The sequence below is a fragment of the Nocardia sp. bgisy134 genome (assembly GCF_057708325.1).
On sequence record NZ_JBYIRW010000026.1, the window covers coordinates 31,036 to 55,297 of the forward strand.

A 24,262-nucleotide genomic window follows, 5' to 3' on the forward strand; every position below is an offset into this window, starting at 1 on the left:
CGGCGACCCATGGGTGCGGGCTGCCCGTCAGGGGGTAGATTCTCCGGGTGCGACCACCCCGTGGTCAAACGCAAAGACGATCGCCGCGGCGCGATCTCGCAGGTCGAGCTTGCCGAATATGTGCCCGACATGGCTTTTCACGGTGACTTCCGAGATGCCCAGTTGCCTGGCGATTTCCGCGTTGGCGCGGCCGCGGCCGATGAGTTCGAGCACCTCGTACTCGCGCGCGGTCAAGTCCGCGAGCCTGTTGTCGGTGCGGGTGGGCACCGGCCGGGCCGTTCGATAGGTCGACAGCACCCGGTCGGTCACCGAGGGATCGAGCCATGCCCCGCCGGTGGCCACCATCCGCACCGCGCGGATCAGGTCCTCGGCGGGCGAATCCTTGAGGATGAACCCGGCGGCGCCCGCGCGCAGCGCGCCGGACAGCAACTGGTCGTCGTCGAACGTGGTGAGCACCAGCACCGGCGGCGCGCCCTCGACGGCGCGCAGCAGCCGGGTGGCGTCGATGCCGCCGACGCGTTTCATGCGCAGATCCATCAGCACCACGTCCGGCTTGTCGGCGGCCACCGCGGCAGGCACCTCGTCACCGTCGGCGCATTCGGTCACCAGGAAACCGTCGCGACGGCGCAGGATGCGGCGCAGACCGCCGCGCACCAATTCCTGATCGTCGACGACGAGGACGGCGATGGTGTCGGCGTCCGGCGCAGCGGCTGTCACGCACCCTCCCGCAGGATGTTCCGCGGCTTGGAGCCGATGGGCGGTACTGCGGCGGCGTCGGCGAACAGCCCCGGCAGCGAACACGCCCACGCCTTGGTGGCGGCCAGCGGAAATTCCGCCCGCACCGACCAGCCGTCCTCGGTGGGTCCCGCGGTCAGCCGCCCGCCGAGCAGTTCGGCGCGCTGCCACATGCCGGACAGACCCATGCCGTGTCCCCGCTGCGCGGGCAATCCGGCGGGCAGCGTGTTGCTCACCGTGAGCGCGGCCGTGGCATCGTCCACCGTGAGCAGCACGCTCGCCGTCGCGCCCGGCGCGTGCTTGACCACGTTGGCCAGCGACTCCTGGCCGATGCGGTACAGCGCGAGACCCACCGCCGCCGACACCGGGGACAGATCGTCGGTGCACCGGTATCGCACGTCGAGTCCGGCGCGCACGAAATCGCCGACCAGGTCGTCGATGTCGCCGACGCTCGGTTCCGGAACCAGCTTCGAGGGTCGCTTGTCCAGCAGTCCCACGGTGCGCCGGATGTCGGCCATCGCCTGGCGGCCGAGGCGTTCGGCGTCGACCAGTGCCTCCACCGCCTCGTCCACATCGCGGTCGGTTTCCAGCGCGTGCCTGGCCGCGGTGAGGTGCAGTAGCGTGATGCTGAGCGAATGCGCGATCACGTCGTGCACCTCGCGGGCTATCCTGCGGCGCTCCTCCTCGGCCGCCTGGGCGGCGCGCATGCTCTGATAGTGGCGTTCCTGGTAGAGGAAGCGGCGCTGGTATTGCAGCATCAGCCCGCACAGCAGCCCGAGCAGGACGCCGATGCTGTACATCGGCATCCCTTGGAAGCGTTCGTTGTCGGCGCTCCACAGCACGTGGCCGAAGATGTCGAAGGCCACCAGTTCGGCGATCGCGCCGACGGCCACCGCGATGCCGACCCGCACCGACGCGATCGCCGCCACCTCGCCGACGATGATGACCAGCACGAACGGCGCGACATCCGTCGAGACCGGCTGGAGCAGGAACAGCGCCGCCGCCGCCATCCCGCACACGCCGAGGGTGCCCGGATTGGGCACGACGCCGAGCAGGCAGAACGCCGGGACCGCCATGAACAGCAGCAACACGGCCACCAAGGGCAACGCCGTCGGGAAGTAGGCGTGCCGCTGCACGGTCGCCGCGACGCCGATCACGAACGTCATGATGTCGGCGATGATGATGACTTTCGGCGGATAGTCGAACGGCAACTCCGTCAGACTGCGGTGGAACATGCCGATCGGATCGCGCACGAACTCGCGGACGCGATCGCGCACCCGCCCGAGCTCGCGCAGCGGAATCGCCTGCCTGGCGCCCGTCTCCGAAGGGATGACCTGCGTCACGTCCATGTAGCCAGGTTAGTCGGCCGTCGGCCGCCGACGCATCGTCCCGGGAACGGTCCGGTTCTCCTACCACGGTAGGAGATCGATTCTCGTCTCCGGGACGACGACACCCGTGGCCGCGCTCCGTAGCGTTGGCCGCATCCTCGCCGTACGGCCCGATCGGCGGTGCGGCGGACGCATCACGAAAGGCCGATGTCATGTCCTGGGAAGATCAACACGCTCGGACCGAAATCGTGCACACCGTGCTCGCCCGCGCGGCGGCCGATCCGGAGAGTCCCGACCTGTTCGACGGGATACCGGGGCTGGATCGGCTGTTCGGCGGCCCGGAGGGGGTACTGCTCGCTCTGAAGTACCGGTGGCAACTGCATTTGGACGTCAAAATGGAGCAGGCCTTGACGCAGGGGCAGTCCGCGGTCGAGGCCTATCTCGAGCTCGCCGCGGAGCAGCCCGTGCTGCGCGCGGTGCTCGATTGCCAGTATCGTCGCCGCCACCGGGCGTCCGAGGCGCTGGCGCGATAGCACAGTCGAAAGAAAGTGGGGGAACCACATGTCGGAACCGGCCATGCTGGAACTGTCGGACATCATCAAGCAGTACCGGGTCGGGGAGCAGACGGTGCGCGCGCTCGACGGAATCGGATTGCGGATAGAGACAGGCGAATTCACGTCGATCATCGGACCGTCCGGCTCCGGCAAGAGCACGCTGCTGCATCTGCTCGGCGCGCTGGACAGTCCCGACGCGGGGTCGATTCGCTTCCAGGGAAACGAGATCGGCGCGCTGAACGAGGAACAGCAGTCCGAGTTCCGCCGCCACCAAGTGGGATTCATCTTCCAGTTCTTCAACCTGCTGCCCACGCTGTCCGCCTGGGAGAACGTCGCGATTCCGAAGTTGCTGGACGGCACCGGATTACGCAAGGCCAAGCCGAAGGCGCTGGAACTGCTCGAGCGCGTCGGGCTGAGCAACCGGGCCGAGCATCGTCCCGCCGAGTTGTCCGGCGGCCAGATGCAGCGGGTGGCGGTGGCCAGGGCGTTGATCATGGACCCGCCGCTCATCCTGGCCGACGAACCGACCGGCAACCTGGACTCCAAGACCGGCGCGGCGATCCTGGAACTGCTCGGTGACATTGCGGGCAACGGCAATTCGGTGGTCATGGTGACCCACGACATGGGCGCGGTGGAGTACTGCGACCGGGTGATCACGCTGCGCGACGGCAAGATCGGCTCCAACGACCGGGTCGAGCGAAGGGTCCGCACCGAGCCGGACGAGGACTCGGCGCTGAACGAGGGCTCGGTGCGCGCGTGATCAGGGCGGCATGGGATCGGCTGCGGCTGTTCAACTTCGGCGAACTGCTCGCGCACCGCGGGCGGACGATCATGTCACTGACCGTGATGGGCGTGTCCGCCTCGCTGCTCGTCGCGGTGCTGAGCATCTCCGGTTCGGTCACCGGGTCGGTGGACCAGCTCACCAAGTCGCTCGGCGGGAAGGCGGTGCTGGAGATCACCGGCATCACCGACGCCGGCTTCGATCAGCAACTGCTGCCGCGTATTTCCGCGACACCGGGCGTCGACAAGGCGGTGCCCATGCTGCGCGCCCAGCTCGGCACGGGCGAGGATCGCGCGCTGCTGCTCGGCGCCGACGCGAGCATCACGGCGCTGGGCAGCGAAATCGCCGGGCCGATGGGCGCGCAGGCAGGCAAGTTGATCACCACGCCCAACGGCGTCCTCGTCGGCGCCGCGATGGGGCACGCCGAGGGTGACCGGTTCCCGCTCGGTGCGGGCACTGTCACGGTGGCGGGTGTGCTCGACGCGGAGGCGTCGGACAAGCTCAACGGCGGGTACATCATCGCCGCCCCACTGGGTTTGGCGCAGATGCTGACCGGCCGGGCGGGCAAGCTGGACTCGGTGCAGATCATCGCGACCGACGGCGCCGACCTGGGCGCGTTGCGCACCGCGCTGACCGCGGCGGTGGACGGGCGCGCCGTCGTCGCCGATCCGGATCTGCGCACCGCGCAGGCGAGCGGGGCGATCCAGATCGTCCGCTACTCGACGCTGATGTCCTCGGCCGCCGCGCTGATCGTCTCGGCGTTCCTGATCTACAACGCGATGAGCATGGCGGTCGCCCAGCGCAGGCCGACGCTGTCGCTGCTGCGCGCCATCGGCGGCAAGCGCGCACCGATGGTGCGCGATCTGCTCGCCGAGGCCGCGCTGCTCGGCCTGTTCGGCGGCGCGGTCGGCGCCGTCATCGGTATGTTCATGGGCCGCACCGCGATCGACCGCCTGCCCGCGGCCATGGTGCAGTCGGTGGAGGCGCGCACCGAGTACATGGTGCCCGGCTACGCGATTCCGGCCGCCGTGGCGGCCTGCGTCCTGGCCAGCGTCATCGCCTCCGCCCTCGCCGCCAGGCAGGTCTACAAGGTGCAGCCGATCGAGGCGCTCGCGCCGGTCGGCGTCGGCCAGACCGACTCCGTCCGCCCGACGCTGCGCTGGGCCGCGGCGGCATTCGGCATCGGGCTCGCGGTGGCCGCCGTGTTCGTCGCCAGGGCCGACCTCGGCAGGCTTTCGCTCGCGTCCATCACGATGGCGTTCACAGCGACGGTGCTCGTCTGCTTCGCGGCCACCGGGCCTATCGTGCGCACCGCTGCCGTCATCGCCCGCCGGTTCGGCGCACCGGGCGCGCTCGGCTCGACCACCTTGGAACGCGCGCCGCGCCGGGTCTGGGCGACGGCGATGACCGTGATGATCGGCGTATCCGCCACCGTGGCGATGGGCGGCGCGTCCGCCAACATGGTCGACTCGGCCACCGCCTCGTTCGAGGACCTGGGCCACACGGACGTCTACGTCAGCCCGACGGCGATGGAGCAGTTCCCGACCGGGCCGGTGTTGCCCGCCGGACTGGCGGACACCATTGCGCGCCTGCCGGGCGTCGAACAGGCGAATCCCACGCAGATGGCCTTCGCCACCCTCGGCACCGGGCGGGTCATGCTGCAGGGCTACCCGACCGTGCGTGGCGATGTGCGCACCAGCTCCGTCGATCGGAACATGTTGCCGCGCATGGCCTCCGGTGAAGGCGTGGTGATCTCCCGCGACGTGGCGCGTTCGCTCGGGGTGAGCGCCGGCTCGGAGCTGACCCTGCAGACCCCGACCGGCCCGCACCCGGTCGAGGTGTTGCAGGTGATCCCGTACATGTCCGCGATCTCGGGCATCGTGATGATGGACATCGAGTATCTGCGGCAGTGGTATCAGCGGCCGGGTGAGACCATCCTCGCCGTCGATATCGAGCCCGGCGCCGACCGGGCCGCGGTGCAGGCCGCCATCCGCGCTGCCGTACCGGAGGAGATCTACGTGACCTCGGGCGCGGACGCCGTGACCGCGATCTCGTCGAGTCTGCGGCAGGGTTCGGTGATGAGCCGGGCGATCCTGTGGATCGTGGTGCTTGTGGCGACCGTCGCGCTGCTGAACACCCTGATGCTCTCGGTGCTCGAACGCCGCCGCGAACTCGGCGTGCTGCGCGCCATGGGCACCAGTCGCAAGTTCCTGCTGCGCTCGGTGCTCGCCGAAGCGGCGGGCATCGGACTCATCGGCGCGGCAATAGGTCTCGCGGTCGGCACGGCGATCCAGTATCTGGCCACCGTCGCCATCGGCCACGCCATGACCATCGACATCGTCTACGAGCCGAGCCCGATGCTGCTGGTCTACGGCACCGCGGCACTCGGGCTCGCGCTGCTCGGCTCGATCCCGCCCGCGTTGCGTGCGGCGCGGATGCCGATCGTGGAGGCGTTGGCGGTCGACTGAACGACCGGGCGGTGCGGCGGCGCGTCGCACCACCGGTCACAGTGGCGTCGTCGTCCACCACTCCGCGAGCTCGTCCTCGGCGGGCCGCAGCGGCGACTGCGGATTCCGGGCCGGGCCCCGATGGCTCGCGTACACAAGGTAATTCGCGTGGTTCGTGTCGGTTGGAAAGCCGACCACGAGTTTCGCCGTGTAGTAATGCGACGGCACCGGTCCCGGCGGGTCCGCCCTGATCCACAGGTGCTGGGTGAACGGCACACCCGACTTGCGCCCGGGCGTCGCCGCGTTGGTGGGCAGCGTCTCGATCACCGCACGCGCCGCGGCGGCGGACTGGTACTCCAGCACGGTGTAGCTCATGCCGAACGGGTTGTCGACGTCGCGGCGGCATTCCCAGGCGAGGACCCACGGGCTCGAGGTGAGCGCCTCCTCGTCGATGCTCAACCGGTCCCCGCGCTTCTCGGCGTAACAGGTGGCCTCCTCGAAGCCCTCGCCGATGTTGCCCGCCTCCTGTGGTAGCAGCGTCGGAAACGCTCGTCTGCTCGCCGCCAGTGGATCCGGGGCGGGCGCGGGCGAGGCCGCCTTCGGTAGCGCGGTCGCCGGGGCGGCCGCGGTCCCCTCCCCCGCGTCGGACCGCGACACCAGCACGACGACCATTCCGACCGTCAGCGCGACGACCACCGCCAACCCCAGTGCCAGCACACCGATCAGCCCGGCGAGCCGACGTCGCGGCGGCACCGGCTGGGCCCCAGGGGGATTCGGCCCGTGCGGATACCCCGGAGGCGGACCTGACGCACCGTTGACCGGCCCCGGCCCCGGCCCCGGCCCCGGCCCCGTCATCGGCGGCATGGCCTGCGGCGGTGGCCCGCCGAGGTTCTGCGGTGGCGCGGAGGCGGAGCCCTGGTGTTGCGCGGCGGCTGCGGCACCGCCACTGGACGGCCGGCTACCCGGCGCGCCCGCGTGCTCGGAACGCTCGCTCGCCGTCGACTTCGCTTCGCCGCCTATGAACTTCGTTCGGTCCGCGGTCGACTCGACGAAACCCCCGACCTCCGAGCGTGACCGCGCCCCCTCCAGGCCCGACGCGGCCTCCTGTGGAGACGACTGCGATGGCTCCGCAGGACTTCCGGCCGTGGACGACTCCGAGTCCCCCGTGGCGCTTTCCAGCTCGCCCTGCGCACCAGGCGCCGCTGCCGTCTCCCCATCTGCTTGCGGCACAACGGCTTCAGCGCTTCGCCCCGGCACACTGTGCGGCGAGCCCATCGCGGCACCCTGCACTGACGAAGCGCCACGCGAACCCTCCCCCTCGACCGGCTGCACAGCCCCCGACGCAGGGTGTGCCCCGCCGCTCGCCTCGGATGCGTTCTGCGGCATCGGCAATGGGGTGGATACCGGCGAAACCGACTGCGCCATCGAGTCGGCCAACGGCTGTGCGGCGGCCGGTTGGTCCGATCCAGGCGGAGGCGCGTTGGACGGCAACGGTATCTGCATGGATTCCAGCGAACCCGGCGACTGCGGCACCGGCTGCGGCGCCAACGAGTCGGCTGACGGCTGCACTGCCGCTGGCCCGCCCGAACCAGGAAGGGGCGCGTTGGGCGGCATCGGCAACGGGGCAGGTTGCGGCGGAACCGGTGGCCGCGCCATCGGGTCGGCCAACGGCTGTGCGACGGCAGGCCAGCCCAGGTCAGACGGAGATGCGTTGGGCTGCACTGACCTCGGGTCCGGCTGCGGCGGAACCGACTGGGACGCAGGGGCGGCCAACGGCTGAGGAGAGGCCAGTTGGCCTCCGCCACGCGCGGATGCGTTCGGCGGAACCGGAATCCGATCCGGTTGCGACTGAACCGGCGGTGGCGCCGACGAGTCGGCTGACGGTCGCACCGCGGCAGGCCCGCCCGACCCAGGGGGAGGCACGTTGGGCGGCATCGGCAACGGGGCAGATTGCGGCGGAACTGGCGGCTGAGCAATCCGGTCGGCCAATGGCGGCGCGGCGGCCGACTGGTCTGATCCAGGTGGAGACACGTTCGACGGCGGCGGCATCGCGCCAGGTTCCGGCGGCTGCGGCATCGGCTGCATTGCCGCAGGTCGGCTCGCGCCAGGCGCAGATGCATTCGGCGGCATCGAAACCGAGCTCGGTTGCGGCGTGCCCGGCGGCGCGGACTCGGGCAACGGCGGCGGGGCGGCAGGCTGACCCGCCCCAGGCCGATATGCGTTGGGCTGCACTGGCATCGGGGCAGGTTGCGCCGGAACCGACGGCTGTACAGCCGGGTCGGCCATCGGCTGCGGCGAAGGCGGTTGGCCGACGCCGGGCGCAGATGCGTTCGGTGGCATCGGAATCGGAGCCGGTCGCGGCAGGACCGGCAGTGGTGCCGACGCGTCGACTGACGGTTGCACCGCGGCAGGCATGCCCGGCCCAGGTGCGGATGCGGTGGGCGGAACCGGCATCGAACCAGGTGGCGGCGGTACCGGTGGTTGCGGCGCAGGATTGGCCGACGGATGCACCGCGCCAGGCCGACCCGGAGGCGCGTTCGGCGGAATTGGCATGGGAGCCGCGAGAGGTGGCGGCGGCATGGGCTGCGGTGGCGCCTGCATCGGCACCGGCTGTTGCGGCACGGGCGGCGGCGCAGGCTGCGGTGTTGCCTGCATCGGCACCGGCTGTTGCGGCACCAGGTGCGGAGGAACCGGCTGTGGCGGCACCGGCTGAGATGGAACCTGCCTCGGAACCGGTTGCGGCGGAACGGGTTGCGGCGGCATCGCGTGCGGCGGCAGCGGCATGGGCTGCGGGTAGCCGGGTGGTGCGGGGTACGGCTGGGGCGGGTAGGCCGGTGGCGGGATGACCGGCAGCGGGGGCGGGCCGACGGCGGTCAGCGCCTTGCGGGCCGCGGCGGCGAACTCGGTACAGGAGCGGTAGCGGTGTTCCGGGCGTTTCGCCATGCCCGCCGCGAGCACCGCGTCCAGGGCAGGGTTCAGGTTCGGCCTGCGCAACCGGACCGAGGGCAGCGGGAGCTGGAGATGGCCGTGGATGATGTCGGCGGGATTGTCGGCGTCGAACGGCCCGACGCCGGCCAGCAGCCAGTACAGCGCGCAGGCCAGCGAGTACTGATCGGAGCGGTTGCCCAAGGGCGCGCCGGTCATCTGCTCCGGCGAGGCGTAGGCGAGGGTGGCGGTGAACATGCCGGTCTGGGTCAGGTGGGCGGAATCCTCGCGCAGCCTGGCGATGCCGAAATCGGTGAGGAAGACCCGCTCGCCCTGCCCGCCGCTGGACCTGGCCAGCATGATGTTGGCAGGCTTCACGTCCCGGTGCAGAACGCCCATGCCATGCGCGTAATCCAGTGCGTCCGCGACGCCTTCGATGATCTGCACGGCCCGCTCGGGCGGCAGCGTCAGCGGATTCACCGCCGCCGCGTCGACCCCGTCGACGTACTGCATGGAGATCCACAGCTGACCGTCCTCGGAGCCCCGATCGTAGACCGCGACGATGCCGGGGTGATCCAGCTGCGCGGCCAGATCGGCCTCCCGCTCGAAGCGCGCCCGCACCTCGTTGTCCAGGAACAGCTCGCGGCTGAGGAGCTTGAGCGCGGTCCGCCGGGACAACCTGGGGTGCCGCGCGAGGTAGACCGACCCCATTCCGCCCTGCCCGAGCAGCCGTTCCACGGTGAATCCCGCGAACACCTCACCGCTAGTGAGCAAGGCGATCCCCTTCCGGTCCAGAACAGCCAGCCTAATTCACGGCCGTGCCGGAGGCGGGAGGTACGGACAGCGAGCACAGCCGGACACAGTCGCACGGCCGGAGCGACAGCGAGGAGGTACGCACGACGAGCGCAGCCGGACACAGTCCGCCGACCGCGCCGCGCACGGCCGGAAGGCGGAGGTACACGCATTCGCCCTGCTCAGAACACTCGGTTTCGAATTCTGCGCGATGATCGGCAAACTATGTACAGCACATCATCATCGCGTCACTTCCCACGAGCGAGCACGGTGGTGGGTTCTCGGCCGGTGATTCACCCGGACGGGTTGGACGGGTAGAAGGCACCGCCGAGGCAAGCGCGGGACGCGCAGGGCGGTGGGGAGGTGCACGGTGGTGGAGTCGGCTCGAATCGTTTCGCTATGTCGTCCGGTGCTGCGTGTCGGCGTCGCGACAACATTGCTGGCCATGGTCTCGTGCGGCCTCGGCCCCGAGCGGGCGGAGAAGCACACCACCGCGACCGTGGCCGCGCAGACGGCGGGCACCTGGGCCGCGGGACGCACGGTGAGCCTGCCGAACTCGCTGGCGGCCGACTTCACTCAGCTCCAGCCCAGCCTGCCGGGGCAGGTCGGCCTGGCGGTCATGCCGGTGGGCGGTACCCGGATCACCGTCTTCGGGGATTGGACCAGCGGCATCGCCTGGTCGACCATCAAGGTTCCGCTGGCCATCGCGGCGCTGCGCCACGACCCCGAGGGCGCGATGCTCGACGCCGAAGCGGCCATCACCATCTCCGACAACGCCGCCGCCGACGCGCTGTGGAATTCGCTCGGCGACGGGCTGGAGGCGGCCCAAGCCGTGCAGCAGGTGCTCGACGAGGCAGGCGACGCCGTCACCGGTGTGGCCGGCCCGCGCACCCGGCTCGACTACGAGGCGTTCGGCGCGACCGAGTGGTCGCTGACCGATCAGGTCCGGTTCGCCTCGCGCCTACCGTGTCTGCCGCAGACCGAGACGGTGACCCGGCTGATGGGCGAGATCGTTCCCGACCAGCTCTGGGGTCTCGGGACCTTGGAGGGCGCCGAGTTCAAGGGCGGCTGGGGTCCCGACGACGACACCGGGGTCTACACGGCGCGCCAGTTCGGGCTGCTGCCGTCCCGGTCCGGTCTGGTGGCGATCGCCCTTGCGGCGCAGGCGGATTCGGGCGGCTTCGCGGACGCGACGGCGCTGCTCGACAGCCTCGCCGCGCTGCTCGGCCGCCACGTGGACGAGCTGCGCGGCGGCAAGTGCCCGGACTGATCAGCCGGGAGTGACCAGACCGGATTCGTAGGCGAGCACGACGGCTTGCGCCCGGTCGCGCAGGTTCAGCTTCGAGAAGACCTTGGAGACATGGGTTTTCACGGTCTGCTCGGCCACGAACAGCGCCTCGGCGATCTCGGTGTTGGACATGCCCTTCGCGATCAGCTCCAGCACCTCGCGCTCCCGCGGCGTGAGCGCGGCCAGTTGCGGCGCGGGTTTGGTGCGCGCCGCGGCGCGGCGGCTGGTGACATCGGCGATGAGCCTGCGGGTGACGGTCGGCGCGAGCAGCGCTTGCCCATCGGCGACCACCCGCACCGCGCGCACCAGTTCCTCGGCGGGCGCGTCTTTGAGCAGGAACCCGCTGGCGCCCAGACTGAGCGCCTCGTACACGTAGTCGTCGATGTCGAACGTGGTCAGCATCAGCACCCGCACCGGCGGGTCGAAACCCGCCGCGAGGATGGCGCGCGCCGCGTCCAGTCCGTTCATCTCCGGCATGCGCACGTCCATCAGCACGACGTCGGGACGCAGCCGCTTGGCCTCCGCCACCGCGACCTTGCCGTCGGGAGCGTCGCCGACGACGCTGATGTCCGGTTGGGCGGCGAGCAGCGCGCCGAAGCCTTGGCGCACCATCGCTTGGTCGTCGGCGATCAAAACCGTTATTGCCACGCGCCCACCCTAATTGCCGCGCCGAGTGTGCGAGCGTGCGCCCGAATCGCGGAGATCAGGACACGGTCGGCGGCGCGACCGCCGCCGTGACCTCGGCAGGCGCCGGGCCGAGCGGCAGGCGGGCCCGCACCTCGAACCCGCCGTCCGGGCTCGCCTCGGCGGTGACCTCACCACCGGCGGCCAACGCCCTGGCCCGCATGCCCGCGATGCCGTGCCCGCCGTTGCCGACCGGCCGCGCAGGCGTCGCGCCTGCCCCGTTCACGACCCGCAGGTGCAGCTCTGTACCGCAGACGATCTCCACCCGTACCGGGGCTCCCGGCGCGTGCCGCGAGGCGTTCGAGAGCGACTCCTGGGCGATCCGGTACAGCGCGAGCCCGGTGGTCTCGGGCACCGAGCCGAGCTCGCCCTCGACCGTCCAGTCGATGGTGACGCCCGCGCGCCGGGCGCCGTCGAACAGGGCGAGCACGTCCTCGGCCTTCGGCTGGGGCGCGTGTTCGGGCAGCTGTCCGTCGCTGCGCAGCACGCCGAGCATGCCGCGGATCTCGTTGAGCGCCTCGCGCGCGGTGGCGCCGATCGATTCGAATTCGGCGCGCGCGGCCGGGGTCACGCCCTCCACCCGGTACGGCGCGGTCTGCGCCTGCACCACCACCAGGGACATGTGGTGGGCGACCACATCGTGCAGGTCGCGGGCGATGCGCGCCTTCTCCTCGAGAATGGCGCGGCGGGCCCGCTCCAGCTCGTTCTCTTCCTCCTGACGCACCAGTTCCTTGCGCGAGAGCGCCAGCCACCGGACGAGCAGGGCGAACAGCACCACCGCCGCCAGCGCGATGGGCCAGCCCCAGGCGGCGTTGGCGAACGCCTCGCCCTCGCCCGGCATGGTGGTGCCGAACAACAGCGAGGTCGCGCCCCAGGCGACCGCCACGATCTGCACCGGAGCGCGCAGCCCCACCGCGAACAGCAGCGCGATCAGCACGATCACCTGCACCACCTGGAACGGCAGATCGTTGTTCGGCTGGTGCGGGATGGCCAGCGCGATGAGCAGCGCCGAACCCGCAGAGATGGCCCAGCCGAGTGCCGGGTTGACCCGCACCAGCAGGATCGGGAACGCGGCCAGCGCGGCGATGAACGGCTGCGCTCCCGGCGACACGGCGTGCGTGAGGTGCAGCGTCGGCCACGCCACCGAGTAGAGGATCAGCGCGGTGAGCACGACGGACACGTCGAACCAGGCGCGCGCGTCCATCCGCTCGGTCAGACCACGGGTCTTCTGCTTCATGATGACGACCCTAGGAACCCGGCCCGCCGCGTGCCTCATACCCACGGGTGAATTCGCACCCCGTACCTCGGTGGGAGGCGAAGGGGCCGCTCCCCCGACGGCACGGCGACGGAAACCGCACCGCGGCGGGAGGCCGGTGAGCATGGGCCGTTCCTAGCGTCGAGGCCCATGAGGATCGAGACCATCGCCGCCCCCGCCCGCCGCCCGGACGCCGCCCCCACCGGGCTGCGCCGGGTAGCGGCGCTGACGGCCGCGGCGCTGACCACGATGTCGGCCACCGTCGCCCTGGCCCCGGCGGCGCAAGCGGCGAGCGTCGCGCATCCCGCCGTCGAGAACATCGCGGCCGCCACCGCGATCGCCGCCCTCACCGCCGGCGAAACCGATTCGGCCGCAGCGCTTCCCGACGACTTCGCGACCGTGCTGGGTTATCGGCCGGTACCGATGCGCGGCCTGTTGACCAATCCGGGCGGTGACTGCTCCTCGCCCGTCCCGCTGCCCGCCGAGTTCGAGACCGCCTGCAAGGCACACGATCTCGGCTACGACCTGCTGCGTTACGCGGACCGGCGCGGCGAGCCGCTCGGCCCGTGGGCGAGGCAGGCCGTGGACGCGGCGCTGGACCGCAGGATGCGGGAGGCGTGCGACGTTCGCACCGAATCGTGGGGGCGGGCCAGGTGCTACGCGATGGCGGATATCGCCGATACCGTGGTGGATCTGAACTCGCGCCGCCAGCACTACGGCGCACCCGTCGTGGAGACGCTGCTCGGCGCGGGCGGTGCGGCGACCGGACGCAGCGGATGGCTGGTCGGTCTCGCCGGACTGGGCTTACTCGGACTCGGCGGGCTTTCGGCGCTGGTCCTCGGTGCGCTGCGATCGGCGGCCGACGGTCGATCAGCTCGTGCCAGCGACTTCACCAACAACGCTGTCGCCATGGAGGTTTCGGCGTGACGACGACGCGGCAGCACACCGAGCCCGCCGAAAGCCCCCGCCTCGAACCTGATACGCCGAAGTCCCGGCAATGGTCCGAATTCGCCACACCGCGCATCGGGACGACACTGGGAGTCGTTGCGGGAGTGTTCATCTCGCTCGCGCCGGGTCTGCTCCCCCGCACACCCGGTGCACAGGCGGTGCTCACCGCCCTGATGGTCGCGTGTTCGCTCGGACTCGCCGGCGCGCTACGATTCCTGCTGGGCCGCTGGAACTTCGACGTCGACGCGCGTTTCGGCCGCTACCGCCGTCCGCTGCTCGCGGTGGCCGGCCTGGTCGTGGCGTTCGCCGCCTGGCGCGCCGGGCATTGGCAGAACGAGCTGCGCGCCGCGATGGGGACCCCGCCGATCGGTCCCGGCTACTGGGTGCGCTGCGCACTGACCGCGACACTGCTCACCGCCGTTGTCGTCGGAGTGGCCAAGGCGCTGGGCTGGGCACTGCGCAAACTGGGCCTGCTTCGTGGACTGGTGATGGGACTGATCACCGCGGCGCTGGGTTACCTCGTGCTCGCGCCCGCGGTGGTCGGATGGCGGCAGCAGGTGTACGCGGCGGCCAATGTCGCGATGGATCCCGCTGTGACGCAACCTGTTTCGCACACCAGGTCGGGCAGCGCCGAGTCGGCGGCCAGCTGGCCGTCACTGGGCGCTCAGGGCCGCAAGTTCGTCAGCGGAACGCCGGAAGGACCGGTCCGGGTCTATGTCGGCGTGGATTCCGCCCCGGATCTGGACTCCCGTGTGGCACTGGCGATCCGGGAGCTGGAGCGCTCGGGCGGGCTGTACCGGTCCAATATCGTGGTCGCACTGCCGACGGGTTCCGGCTGGATCGACGCCAACGCGGTGACCGGCTTCGCCGAACGCTTCGGCGGTGACGTGGCGGTGGTCGGTCTCCAGTACTCCTACGCGCCGAGCTGGGTGACGTTCCTCTTCGGCCGCGCCCACGCGGTGCGGGCGGCGCGCGCCCTCTTCGACGCCGTGGAACGCCGCCTGCACGCCATGGCCGAGCCGCCCCGGCTGTTCGTCTACGGCCAGAGCCTCGGCGCGCTCGGCGGCAGCGCGATCTTCGCCAACGACGCCGAGCAGGACCGCCGCACCTGCGCCGCGCTCTGGGCCGGTCCGCCCGCGGGCGACGCGCACCGCGCGGGCGCGACCGTGCTGGCCAACAGCTCCGATCCGGTCGTGCACTGGTCGCCCGCGCTGCTGTGGCGCGCGCCCGACCTGACCGGCGTACGGGTCGACGCTCCCGTCCCGCGCTGGCTTCCCGTGGTGAGTTTCCTACAGACCAGCGCGGACTTGCTCGCCGCCCTCGACGCGCCGCCCGGCCACGGCCACCGCTACGGCACCGACCAGGGCACGGCGCTGGGTTCGTGCTGAGTGCCCAGTCTGCGCCAGGTTTCGTGCCGAGCGCTCCGGTCCGCGCCAGGTTCGCGCCGAGCGCATCGGTCCGCGCCAGGTTCGTGCCCAACGCACCGATCCGCGCCAGGTTCGCGCCGATCGCACCGATCCGCGCCAGGTTCGCGCCGATCGCACCGATCCGCGCCAGGTTCATACCAAGCGCACCGATCCGCGCCGGCTCCGTACCGAGTGGGCCGGTCGGCGCCGAGTCCTGCCGAGCGCACCGATCGGCGCCATCTCCCGCTGAGCGAGCCGTTCATTGACGCAGCGGTAGAACTTGTTCTAATTTGCTCCCATGGGCTTTGTCATCGACGCGGCGGTGTACATCGACGCACCGGCCGACCTGGTGTGGCAGGTGATCACGGACCTCCCCCGTTACGGCGAGTGGAACCCCTTCGTCACCGAATGCGAGAGCACGCTGACGCCCGGTGCGCCGATCGACATGCTCGTGCAGGTCTACGGCTCCACCCCGCGGCGTCAGCGCGAATGGATTCGCAGCCACACACCGGGCCGCGAGCTCAGCTACTCGATGAAACCCGTGCCCCTCGGCGCGCTGCACAGCCTCCGCTCGCACACCGTCACCGCGGTGAGCCCCGAACGCACCCGGTACGAATCGCATTTCGAGCTCGGCGGCTGGTTCCACCCGGTGGTGGCCGCGGTGCTCGGCGCGAATCTGCGCCGCGGTTTCGAAGGCATGACCGCCGGTATCCAGCGTCGCGCCGAGATGCTGCGTACCGCCTGACACACGCCGGGAATCGTCTCGTCCCTCTCGTGGTTGTGTCGTCCTGTTCGGCGATTCGCCGAGTTCGACCACGAGAGAACGGATTACGTCGTGCGCGTCGTTCGAGCCCTGCTGGCTCTGCTGCTGATCCTGCTACCGTTCACCGCCGCGGGCGCGGCGGCCCGTCCCGCGGACCCGCCGGGCTGGACCACGGCGTGGGCGACGTCGCCGCATCTGCCGAGCCGCGCGTTCGTGACCAACTGGGCCAAGGAAGGCTTCGCGAATCAGACGCTGCGCCAGGTGGTTCGGGTCAGCGAGGGCGGGCTCACCACCCGGGTGCGGCTGACCAACCGCTACGGCGCCGCGCCGCTGACGATCACCGGCGCGACCATCGCGCGGACCGCGGGCGCGGGCGCCATCCGGCCCGAGACCTTGTCGCACCTGACCGTCGGGCTGTCACCCACTTTCGTGATCCCGCCGGGCGCCGACCTCCTCACCGATCCGGTCGCGTTGCCGCTCAACGCCTTCGACTCGATCACCATCACGCTGTTCTTCGCCGAGCCGACCGGCCCCGCCACGCAGCACGCGCAGGCCATCGCCACCACCTACCGCGCCGCGGGCGATCACCGCGCCGACCCGACCGCCGCGGCGTTCACCGAGACCACCCCGACCTGGTACTACCTGGCGGGCGTCGAGGTGGCCGATCTCGCGCCGAACCCGCCCGCCGTGGTGGCCTTCGGCGACTCCATCACCGACGGCGTCGGCTCGGCCACCGACGCGGACAACCGCTTCCCCGACGAACTCGCCGAACGCCTCGCCGCGGCGGGCGCCCCGCGCGCGGTGCTGAACCAGGGCATCGGCGGCAACCGGGTGACCGTCGACTCCGATTGGCTCGGCGAGAGCGCACTGCGCCGCTTCCAGCACGACGTCCTCGACCAGCCGGGCGTCGGCACGGTGATCATCCTGGAGGGCGCCAACGACATCGGTCTCAGCACGGGCGCGGCCAACCTGGGTGAACCGCCGGTGCCGGTCTCGGCCGACCAGCTGATCGCCGCGCACCGGGAGCTGATCGCCCTGGCCCGCGCCGCCGGACTTCGCGTCATCGGCGCGACCATCCTGCCGCTGGGTGGTTCGCCGTACGACACGCCGGAGGCCGAGGCCAAGCGGTTGGCCGTCAACGAGTGGATCCGCACCTCCGGTGAATACGACGCGGTCGTCGACACCGCCGCCGCGCTCGCCGATCCGGCGGACCCGAGCCGACTGCACCCCGCCTTCGACAGCGGAGATCGCTTGCACCCCAACGACGCGGGCTACCGCGCGATGGCGCAGGCCGTGAACCTCACCGATCTGCGCTGAGGCGACAGATCGGCCGGACACGAGCATCGAAACGGCGAGCGGGCCGGGGCATCGCGCCCCGGCCCGCTCGCCGTTGTCCGGTCTACCGTCAGGCGACGGGTCCGCGGGCGGCCTCGTAGGCCGCGCCCACCCGGTACAGCCGATCGTCGGCCAACGCGGGGGCCATGATCTGCAGACCCACCGGCATGCCGTCGTCCTTGCTCAGCCCCGACGGCACCGACATGGCCGGGTGCCCGGCCAGGTTGGTGGGCAGCGTGCACAGGTCCGACAGGTACATGGCCAGCGGGTCGTCGACCTTCTCGCCCAGCTTCCACGGGGTGAACGGGCTCGTCGGCGAGACCAGAACGTCGACCTGCTCGTAGGCGGCGTCGAAGTCGCGCGCGATCAGCGTGCGGACCTTGAGCGCCTGACCGTAGTAGGCGTCGTAGTAGCCCGCCGAGAGGGCGTAGGTGCCGATCATGATGCGGCGCTTGACCTCGGGGCCGAAGCCCGCCGCGCGGGTCATCGCCATGACCTGCTCGGCGCTGTGCGTGCCGTCGTCGCCGACGCGCAGGCCGTAGCGCATGGCGTCGAAGCGCGCCAGGTTCGACGACACCTCGGACGGCATCACCAGGTAGTAGGACGGCAGGCCGTATTCGAAGTGCGGGCACGACACCTCGACCACCTCGGCGCCCAGCTCCTTCAGCACGCCGACCGCGGCGTCGAAGGAGGCGAGCACGCCGGGCTGGTAGCTGTCGGAGTGCAGTTCCTTGACCACGCCGATCTTCACGCCGCGCAGATCGCCCGCGGCGCCCGCGCGCGCGGCGGCCACCACCGGCGGCACCGGGACGTCGCGCGAGGTCGAGTCCCTGGGGTCGTATCCGGCGATCACCTCGTGCAGCAGCGCGGTGTCGAGCACCGTGCGGCCACACGGCCCGCCCTGATCCAGCGAGGACGCGCAGGCGACCAGGCCGAAGCGCGAGACCGTGCCGTAGGTCGGCTTGGTGCCGACGGTCGCGGTCACCGCGGCGGGCTGCCGGATCGAGCCGCCGGTGTCGGTGCCGATGGCCAGCGGCGCCTGGTGCGAGGCCAGCGCGGCCGCCGAGCCGCCGCCGGAACCACCCGGGATCCTGGTGGTGTCCCAGGGGTTGCGGGTCGGGCCGTACGCGGAGTTCTCGGTCGACGAGCCCATCGCGAACTCGTCCATGTTGGTCTTGCCGAGGATCGGGATACCAGCCGCGCGCAGCTTGCCGGTCAGCGTCGCGTCGTACGGCGACATCCAGCCCTCGAGGATCTTCGAGGCACAGGTGGTCGGCATGTCCGTGGTGGTGAAGACGTCCTTGAGCGCCAACGGAACTCCGGCCAGCGGCGAGGCCGGAGCTTGCCCCTCGGCCAGCGCCGTGTCCACCGCGGCCGCGGCAGCGAGCGCCTGCTCGCCCGCGACGTGCAGGAACGCGTTGATCTCGCCGTCCACCTCGGCGATCCGATCCAGGTGCGCCTGGGTGACCTCGGCCGAGGACACCTCGCGGGCGTGGATCTTCGCGGCCAGTTCGGCCGCGCTGAGGGTGGTCAGCTCTGGCCCACCCGTCTCCCGGCCCCCGCCCCTCACGGAATCGCCCTGCGATGCTGTACTCATTCGCCCTCTCCCAGAATCTGCGGCACCATGAAGCGCTGCTCGTCGACCGCGGGCGCGGCCGCCAACGCCTCGTGCGGCGTCAGGCCGGGTACGAGCTCGTCGGCGCGGGTCACGTTGGTCGCCGGATTCGGCGAGGACGTGGCCGGGACGTCGGCGGCGGCGACCTCGGAGATGGTCCGCACGTGGCTCAGGATCGAATCCAGCTGACCGGCGAACTGATCCAGTTCGGCGTCGGACAGCGCGAGCCGGGACAGCCGGGCGAGGTGTGCGACCTCGTCGCGGGAGATGGCGGGCACCGCGGAACCCCTTTCGGCATGGTTGTGCATGGGTGGCCGTGCACGACGACCGCGCTTGCGCTCGGCTCACATCGTGCACGGAAGATGTTAGTCCGCGACCGGGATCGCTCCGCCCACCCGGTCACCGCCGGGCAGCGGTGGACACATCGACAGTACGCCGGGCCACTCACCGCCCGTCCGACCGCACGAACTCCGACGACACACCGTCAGATCTAGCCCGACACGCCGTGATGGCGCGAAACCGCCACGTGGCGTTCGTCACTGACCCCTCCTCGAGTCGATAACGGGCCGTCAGGGGTGTAAGTATTGCGTCATCCGGGTATCCGACCACCAGGCTCGGCCGGCCAGAGGAAAGGAACGCGCGTGTCTTACCTGCTTCGCGTGCAACTTCCGGATCGCCCGGGAAGCCTCGGCGCACTCGCGCTCGCATTGGGTTCCGTCGGCGCCGACATCCTCTCGCTGGATGTCGTGGAACGCGGGGCAGGCTTCGCCGTGGATGATCTCGTCGTGGAAGTTCCACCCAACGCACTACCCGACACCCTCATCACCGCCGCGGAATCGATCGGCGACGTGCACGTGGACTCCATCCGCCCCTATTCGGGCGTGCTGGACACCCACCGCGAGCTCGAGCTCATCGACCAGGTGGCCAGCGCCCGCGACGACCGGCTGCAAGTGCTCGTCGACGGCGTGCCGCGGGTGCTGCGGGTCGGCTGGAGCACTGTGATCGACCTGGGCCTGCACGGCGCCTACCGGGTGGTCGGGAGCCAGAGCGCGCCGCAGACGCAGGCCGGTTCGGCGCCGTGGATGCCGCTGGAGAAGCCCTCGGTGCTCGACCCCGAGGCCGACTGGGTGCCGCAGATCTGGCGCGATATGGACACCAAGCTGGCCGCCGCGCCGCTGGGCAACACCGGCAAGGTGCTGCTGCTCGGCAGGCCGGGCGGGCCGGACTTCCGTCCGTCGGAGGTGGCGCGGCTCGGCTACCTGGCGGGCATCGTCGCGACCGTTCTCGGCTGAACCGGGACCATCCCGGGCGGGCTTGGCGCGCAGGCCGACTCGCGCGGCGGTCAGTAGGAAGACAGGGGCAAGCGCAACACGGTGAGCAGTTCGCCCGCCGGCGTCGTCCAATCCCGTTCCGGCACGGCGACGAAACCGAAGCGGTCGTAGATGCGGCGGGCGTCGACCATCGCGGGCATGGTGGTCAGCGCCACCGCTTCGCACGATTCCGCGGCCGCCATTTCGATCACGGTGCGCACCAGAGCCGTTCCGGCACCGAGGCCGCGCGCCCGCTTCGCGACCGCGAGCATGCGGAACTCCAGCTCACCGGGCCGGGCGATCTCCGCGTAGGGCATGCCGTAGCGGGCGACGGTGAGCGAGCCGACCACCCGATCGTCGTGCACCGCGACCAAGACCTGGGCCGCGGCCGCCCTGCGCACGGTGTCGGCGAGCTCGGCGGCGTACGGGCTGCCCGGCGGGACATAGCCCTCGCTCACGTAGACGTCGACGGTCAGCTCGCCGATCGCGGCGTACTCCTCCGGAGTCGCCGTCCGGATGACCATCTCGCACACGCTCATGCCTGCGCCTCGCTGACGCTCGGCTCCGGCATGCGCGAAGCGCGCTGGCACATGATTCGCTCACTCCGTTCGCTCACACCGGCATCCTGCCACCGGCGCGGGCGACCTTGACATCCGACCAGTTCAGAAACCCAGGCCGGGACGGCCGCCAGGGTGAGCTATCTGCCACCGGTCCGGCTTGCCCTGCGGGTAGACCACCGGGATGTAATCGCCGATCGCGGGCCACTGGCTCACGTCCCAGACGAAGCGGCCGTACACCACGGTCTCCGGCACCGAGGGGCCGAACAGATTGCCGGTGATGGTGACGAACTGCTCACCCTCGGCGTCCGGGAGCGGGCTCACGCCCGTGACGTACAGCGTGCCGGACTCCGGTTCGGCGGGCTGGAAGCCCTGCCGCCCCCGGCGATAGGCCACCAGCAGCGCCACGAGCGTGGTGACCATGATCACCAGCATTGCGAATTCCAGCATGTCCCCATCGTATGGCGGACGTGTCCGCTCAGAGCGCGGCGAGTTCGCTGGCTCCGCGCTCGGTGCGGCGGACCTGCCAGACCGCCGTGCGGGTGCGCTGCGAACGCCCGTTGCCCCGATCGATCAGCGAGCGGTTGTCGGTGGTGAAGACCAGTTGGGCGCCGTTGGCATTGGTCTCCGGATTCTGGAACAGCTGGATCAGCCGGTCGGCCTGCTCGGCGGGCAACTGCGCGCCGATGTCGTCGACCGCGAGCACCCGTCCGTTGTCGAGCGCGTCCAGCATGGTCGGCAGCAGCCGGAGCAGCGAGAGCGTCGCGGCGGATTCGTCGGTGATGTCGAACGGGGCGTCGATGCCCGCGTGGACCAAGCTCAGGCCGACGCCGCGCCGGGCCACCATGCGGGTGTAGAGCGCGTCGCGGGCGGCGCGCAGATTCGTCAGCTCCCGCTCCAGCATCAGCGGGGTGATCCCGTTGTCGCGCAGCAGGCGGTCGGCGTGGCCGGGCGAGGTGGCGCACAGCTCGGCCTGTTCGGCGGCGCCCTCGATGTCGGCGTCGAGTTCGCGGAGATAGTCGGCGTAGAGCGGATCGTCATCGGCGATCAGCAGATCGGTGATACCCAGCTCAGCGGCGCGCAGCAACAGCAGCAGCCGAGCCGCGTTGTCCGGGGAACGCGAGATGTGGCTGCCCAGCCGGTGCGCCACCGCGTCCGGCTCGACCGCGCCGCGCTGCACCTCGAGCATCGAGGAGAACCAGCGGTACGCGGGCACCAGCGCCTCGGCGTACATCTGCCCGGCGAGGCTGAGCAGCAACGCGTTCGGGCGCACCAGCGGCATCAGCGCGGCAATGCCGTAGCGCGCGGCCTCGAACATGGGACCGATCTTGATCTGTTCGCCGTTGCGCTCGAACACGATTCGCTTGCGCGAGCGCGGATGGCTGTGCAACCACTCGGCCGTCACCTCGGCGTTGTCCAGCTGGAAGCCGTAGGTGAACGGGCAGCCCTCCGCGACGAACCCCACGACGAACTCGGTCGGCCGATCCGGAAAACCCAAGTGCGGCGCGCGAACCGGGCCCGCGTACGGATCCCAGCCGGTGACCGAGTGCAGCACCGCGTCGCGCATGTGCCCGAGCGCATCGATCAGGCTCGTCTTCCCCGCCGCCGTCCCACCGTGCACCGCGGTCACCGGGACCGCCACCGGCCCGCTCCCCTTGGTCAGCCGCAACTCCTGGCGGTCGGCCAGCGATCTGTGGTTGGTCACCTGAAAACTCCGCAGCATGCCGCCATACTTCCGTCTCGCCCGCCGCGAGGCGACACCAACCCTCCGTCCGGCCCCGGCGGACGCGGGGACAGCGGGAGCGATCGGGGTTAGCATGCTGGCGCTAGCTCCTGTTGGGGGCGTGGCTGTCCGAACGTCTCCGAATGGATGAGGTCCAGCGATGACACGTACGCTTCGTCGGCTCGTGATCCGAGGCTCGGTGATCGGCGCGATCGCCGCCGGTGCGGTGGTCGCGCTGCCGCAGACGGCGGTCGCCGAGGCGCCGTGCCCGGATGGCACCGCGCGGGTGTTTCTCAACGACGCCACCAACGTGTGCCAGAGCGGCAGCGCGACTTACACCGCTCGACCGGCGGTGAGCAAGGTGTGTTCGACGGGAGGCACCTCGGTCGTGGTGGAGACCACCGGTCCGCGCCGGATCAACCGGCGGCATATCGAACTCGAACCAGGCGGGTACTGCGCGCGCCTCGAAATCGAGGGCCAGGAAAGCGCCACCGTGCAGGTCCAGCCCGCCTGATCGACACCGCTTCCGAACTCGGCAAGTACCGCGTCTCCGATCCGATGCGCGATAGGAGCGGTGGGAGACCTGGGCGCCTTGGGAGACCTGATGCGCCGCAGTGCCGGTCACGCCCCGCTAGCCGCCGCCGCGCCACAGCAGCGCGCTGTCGCCGAACTCGTGCCATAAGTAGCCGGTGTCGAGCGCTTCCCCGTACGCGCGGCGCACGGTGGAGTCCCCGGCGACCGCGACCAGCAGGTCCAGGTGCGACGCGCCGGGCGCGTGCCAGCCGGTGATCAGCCCGTCGACCACCCGGACGGGACGACCCGCGCCGAGGACGAGCTCGGTCCACCCGTTCTCGGGGCGCACCCGCCCGTCCGTGTCGGCAGCGGATTCGAGCGCCCTGGTGACCGTGGTACCGACCGCGACGACCCGGCCGTTCGCGGCTCTGGTGTCGTTCACCAGACGTGCCGTGGCCGCGGGCACGGCGAAGCGCTCCGGGCACGGCGGTTCCCCGGCTTCCGGTGAGGAGACGCCCGTGTGCAAGGTGATCGGAGCGAGGGCGATCCCGGAGCTGACCAGGTCCAGCACCACGTCGTGCGTGAACGGCCGTGCGGCGCTGGGCATTTCCGCGCTGCCAGGGATCCGTCCGAACACCGTCGTGTAGTACGAGGGCGACCAGCGGCGCGGCACGTAGGAGTAGGTGATCGGTCGTCCGTGCTCGTTCATGAGAACTCGCGGATCCATGGTGACGTCGGCGATCCACAGCCTGCGCGCTCCCGGCAGCCACGGCTCGCGCAGTGTCGCGCGTGCGCCGTCCGGCAGCTCGATCACGGTGCCCGCCCGCAGTTCCCGGCTCGGCAGCGGGGTGCGCTCGCGGGTCCGCGCCTCGACCACCCAGCCACCGTCGTCCAGCCAGGTGGCGAAGTGCAGGGTGATCGGCAGGTCCGCGATGGCGGCGTCGACAGCGGCGGAGGTGGTCGCCGAATTGTTCACCACCACCAGATCGCCCGGGCGCAGGTAGCGAGGCAGCTCGCGGAATCGCGCGTGGGTTGGCCGATCTCCGGCGACCAGCAGCCGGACGTCGTCCCGCGCCGTGCCGCGCGTCTCGGGCGGGGCCTCGGCGTTGTAGCGGTCGGGCAGTTCGAAGGACCGCGCCCATCCCGCGGAACCCGTTCCGGCCCCGGCATTTCCGTGTTTCGACAGCGGACGGTGCCGCGATGCGCCCCGCGCGGGCGCGGTCGATGCTTCGCTGCTCACGCCTGCACCTCGCCAGCGCTCGGCTCCGGCGTGCGCGACGCTCGCTGGAACATGATTCGCTCC

The 24,262-nt window shown here is 71.0% G+C and carries 21 protein-coding genes; 10 read left to right on the forward strand and 11 right to left on the reverse strand.

Annotated elements, in window-relative coordinates:
• Positions 1-27 precede the first annotated feature (27 nt).
• Together AC3ERS_RS32960 and AC3ERS_RS32965 are read right to left on the reverse strand one after the other, a co-directional pair.
• Positions 28-717 carry a response regulator gene (locus AC3ERS_RS32960; RefSeq protein WP_431972059.1) on the reverse strand — a complete coding sequence of 230 codons (690 nt, stop codon included), beginning with the start codon at positions 715-717 and terminating at the stop codon, positions 28-30.
• Complete coding sequence (locus AC3ERS_RS32965; RefSeq protein ID WP_431972060.1) at positions 714-2,084, reverse strand: sensor histidine kinase; 1,371 nt, start codon at positions 2,082-2,084, stop codon at positions 714-716. The genes AC3ERS_RS32960 and AC3ERS_RS32965 overlap by 4 nt, the downstream gene beginning before the upstream one ends.
• A 191-nt stretch (positions 2,085-2,275) precedes the next feature.
• On the opposite strand from AC3ERS_RS32965, the gene AC3ERS_RS32970 reads away from it, so the two are divergent.
• Genes AC3ERS_RS32970 through AC3ERS_RS32980 form a run of 3 tightly spaced genes read left to right on the forward strand, consistent with a single transcriptional unit; the run spans position 2,276 to position 5,866 of the window.
• On the forward strand, positions 2,276-2,596 hold the full coding sequence (locus tag AC3ERS_RS32970; RefSeq protein ID WP_431972061.1) for a hypothetical protein: 321 nt from the start codon (positions 2,276-2,278) through the stop codon (positions 2,594-2,596).
• Positions 2,597-2,624: 28 nt separating this feature from the next.
• Entirely contained in the window at positions 2,625-3,377 is a 753-nt protein-coding gene (locus tag AC3ERS_RS32975) for an ABC transporter ATP-binding protein (RefSeq protein ID WP_431972062.1), read from the forward strand.
• The gene (locus tag AC3ERS_RS32980; protein ID WP_431972063.1) at positions 3,374-5,866 is read left to right on the forward strand and encodes an ABC transporter permease; all 2,493 of its coding nucleotides are present in this window, start codon (positions 3,374-3,376) and stop codon (positions 5,864-5,866) included. Before AC3ERS_RS32975 ends, AC3ERS_RS32980 begins: the two co-directional genes overlap by 4 nt.
• A 36-nt stretch (positions 5,867-5,902) precedes the next feature.
• Here the strand turns inward: AC3ERS_RS32980 and AC3ERS_RS32985 are convergent, their stop codons facing one another.
• Complete coding sequence (locus tag AC3ERS_RS32985; protein WP_431972064.1) at positions 5,903-9,544, reverse strand: serine/threonine-protein kinase; 3,642 nt, start codon at positions 9,542-9,544, stop codon at positions 5,903-5,905.
• Positions 9,545-9,935: 391 nt separating this feature from the next.
• Between AC3ERS_RS32985 and AC3ERS_RS32990 the strand changes: the two genes are divergently transcribed.
• Complete coding sequence (locus tag AC3ERS_RS32990) at positions 9,936-10,832, forward strand: serine hydrolase (protein WP_431972065.1); 897 nt, start codon at positions 9,936-9,938, stop codon at positions 10,830-10,832.
• On the opposite strand, the gene AC3ERS_RS32995 is transcribed toward AC3ERS_RS32990, so the two are convergent.
• On the reverse strand, positions 10,833-11,498 hold the full coding sequence (locus tag AC3ERS_RS32995) for a response regulator (protein ID WP_431972066.1): 666 nt from the start codon (positions 11,496-11,498) through the stop codon (positions 10,833-10,835).
• Positions 11,499-11,553: 55 nt separating this feature from the next.
• On the reverse strand, positions 11,554-12,771 hold the full coding sequence (locus tag AC3ERS_RS33000) for a sensor histidine kinase (protein WP_431972067.1): 1,218 nt from the start codon (positions 12,769-12,771) through the stop codon (positions 11,554-11,556).
• A 168-nt stretch (positions 12,772-12,939) separates the two neighbouring features.
• Between AC3ERS_RS33000 and AC3ERS_RS33005 the strand changes: the two genes are divergently transcribed.
• The 4 genes from AC3ERS_RS33005 to AC3ERS_RS33020 all read left to right on the forward strand — a co-directional run bounded on the left by AC3ERS_RS33005 (position 12,940) and on the right by AC3ERS_RS33020 (position 17,223).
• Entirely contained in the window at positions 12,940-13,716 is a 777-nt protein-coding gene (locus AC3ERS_RS33005) for a hypothetical protein (RefSeq protein ID WP_431972068.1), read from the forward strand.
• The gene (locus AC3ERS_RS33010) at positions 13,713-15,125 is read left to right on the forward strand and encodes an alpha/beta-hydrolase family protein (protein ID WP_431972069.1); all 1,413 of its coding nucleotides are present in this window, start codon (positions 13,713-13,715) and stop codon (positions 15,123-15,125) included. The genes AC3ERS_RS33005 and AC3ERS_RS33010 overlap by 4 nt, the downstream gene beginning before the upstream one ends.
• A gap of 316 nt (positions 15,126-15,441) precedes the next feature.
• Positions 15,442-15,888 (forward strand): SRPBCC family protein, encoded by a 447-nt coding sequence (locus AC3ERS_RS33015; RefSeq protein WP_431972070.1) that lies wholly within the window; start codon positions 15,442-15,444, stop codon positions 15,886-15,888.
• A 90-nt stretch (positions 15,889-15,978) separates the two neighbouring features.
• Positions 15,979-17,223, forward strand: a complete 1,245-nt coding sequence (locus AC3ERS_RS33020; RefSeq protein WP_431972071.1) for an SGNH/GDSL hydrolase family protein — start codon at positions 15,979-15,981, stop codon at positions 17,221-17,223.
• A gap of 88 nt (positions 17,224-17,311) precedes the next feature.
• Here AC3ERS_RS33020 and gatA read toward each other — a convergent pair whose 3' ends face one another.
• Both gatA and gatC read right to left on the reverse strand, forming a co-directional pair.
• Positions 17,312-18,838: an Asp-tRNA(Asn)/Glu-tRNA(Gln) amidotransferase subunit GatA gene (gatA, locus tag AC3ERS_RS33025; protein ID WP_431972072.1), complete on the reverse strand. Its 1,527-nt coding sequence runs from the start codon at positions 18,836-18,838 to the stop codon at positions 17,312-17,314.
• Positions 18,835-19,134, reverse strand: coding sequence for an Asp-tRNA(Asn)/Glu-tRNA(Gln) amidotransferase subunit GatC (gene gatC / locus AC3ERS_RS33030; RefSeq protein WP_431972073.1), 300 nt, complete (start codon positions 19,132-19,134; stop codon positions 18,835-18,837). Before gatC ends, gatA begins: the two co-directional genes overlap by 4 nt.
• A gap of 363 nt (positions 19,135-19,497) precedes the next feature.
• Here gatC and AC3ERS_RS33035 point away from each other — a divergent pair, with 363 nt between their 5' ends.
• Positions 19,498-20,148 carry an ACT domain-containing protein gene (locus tag AC3ERS_RS33035; RefSeq protein ID WP_431972074.1) on the forward strand — a complete coding sequence of 217 codons (651 nt, stop codon included), beginning with the start codon at positions 19,498-19,500 and terminating at the stop codon, positions 20,146-20,148.
• 50 nt (positions 20,149-20,198) lie between these two features.
• On the opposite strand, the gene AC3ERS_RS33040 is transcribed toward AC3ERS_RS33035, so the two are convergent.
• The 3 genes from AC3ERS_RS33040 to AC3ERS_RS33050 form a co-directional block, all read right to left on the reverse strand.
• Positions 20,199-20,705 (reverse strand): GNAT family N-acetyltransferase, encoded by a 507-nt coding sequence (locus AC3ERS_RS33040; RefSeq protein WP_431972075.1) that lies wholly within the window; start codon positions 20,703-20,705, stop codon positions 20,199-20,201.
• Positions 20,706-20,828: 123 nt separating this feature from the next.
• On the reverse strand, positions 20,829-21,173 hold the full coding sequence (locus AC3ERS_RS33045; RefSeq protein WP_431972076.1) for a hypothetical protein: 345 nt from the start codon (positions 21,171-21,173) through the stop codon (positions 20,829-20,831).
• A 28-nt stretch (positions 21,174-21,201) separates the two neighbouring features.
• Entirely contained in the window at positions 21,202-22,446 is a 1,245-nt protein-coding gene (locus AC3ERS_RS33050) for an AAA family ATPase (RefSeq protein WP_431972077.1), read from the reverse strand.
• A 160-nt stretch (positions 22,447-22,606) separates the two neighbouring features.
• On the opposite strand from AC3ERS_RS33050, the gene AC3ERS_RS33055 reads away from it, so the two are divergent.
• Positions 22,607-22,960 (forward strand): hypothetical protein, encoded by a 354-nt coding sequence (locus tag AC3ERS_RS33055; RefSeq protein ID WP_431972078.1) that lies wholly within the window; start codon positions 22,607-22,609, stop codon positions 22,958-22,960.
• A gap of 117 nt (positions 22,961-23,077) precedes the next feature.
• On the opposite strand, the gene AC3ERS_RS33060 is transcribed toward AC3ERS_RS33055, so the two are convergent.
• A complete protein-coding gene (locus tag AC3ERS_RS33060) occupies positions 23,078-24,145 on the reverse strand; it encodes an S-adenosylmethionine:tRNA ribosyltransferase-isomerase (RefSeq protein ID WP_431972106.1) in 1,068 nt (355 codons plus the stop codon).
• Positions 24,146-24,262 lie beyond the last annotated feature (117 nt).

Excerpts from the sequence above, each read along its gene's own strand:
- AC3ERS_RS32965 (WP_431972060.1), bottom strand. The coding sequence starts at position 2,084 with ATGGACGTGACGCAGGTCATCCCTTCGGAGACGGGCGCCAGGCAGGCG.
- AC3ERS_RS32970 (WP_431972061.1), top strand. The coding sequence starts at position 2,276 with ATGTCCTGGGAAGATCAACACGCTCGGACCGAAATCGTGCACACCGTG.
- AC3ERS_RS32975 (WP_431972062.1), top strand. The coding sequence starts at position 2,625 with ATGTCGGAACCGGCCATGCTGGAACTGTCGGACATCATCAAGCAGTAC.
- AC3ERS_RS33000 (WP_431972067.1), bottom strand. The coding sequence starts at position 12,771 with ATGAAGCAGAAGACCCGTGGTCTGACCGAGCGGATGGACGCGCGCGCC.
- AC3ERS_RS33005 (WP_431972068.1), top strand. The coding sequence starts at position 12,940 with ATGAGGATCGAGACCATCGCCGCCCCCGCCCGCCGCCCGGACGCCGCC.
- AC3ERS_RS33015 (WP_431972070.1), top strand. The coding sequence starts at position 15,442 with ATGGGCTTTGTCATCGACGCGGCGGTGTACATCGACGCACCGGCCGAC.
- gatA (WP_431972072.1), bottom strand. The coding sequence starts at position 18,838 with ATGAGTACAGCATCGCAGGGCGATTCCGTGAGGGGCGGGGGCCGGGAG.
- AC3ERS_RS33040 (WP_431972075.1), bottom strand. The coding sequence starts at position 20,705 with ATGAGCGTGTGCGAGATGGTCATCCGGACGGCGACTCCGGAGGAGTAC.
- AC3ERS_RS33045 (WP_431972076.1), bottom strand. The coding sequence starts at position 21,173 with ATGCTGGAATTCGCAATGCTGGTGATCATGGTCACCACGCTCGTGGCG.
- AC3ERS_RS33050 (WP_431972077.1), bottom strand. The coding sequence starts at position 22,446 with ATGCTGCGGAGTTTTCAGGTGACCAACCACAGATCGCTGGCCGACCGC.
- AC3ERS_RS33055 (WP_431972078.1), top strand. The coding sequence starts at position 22,607 with ATGACACGTACGCTTCGTCGGCTCGTGATCCGAGGCTCGGTGATCGGC.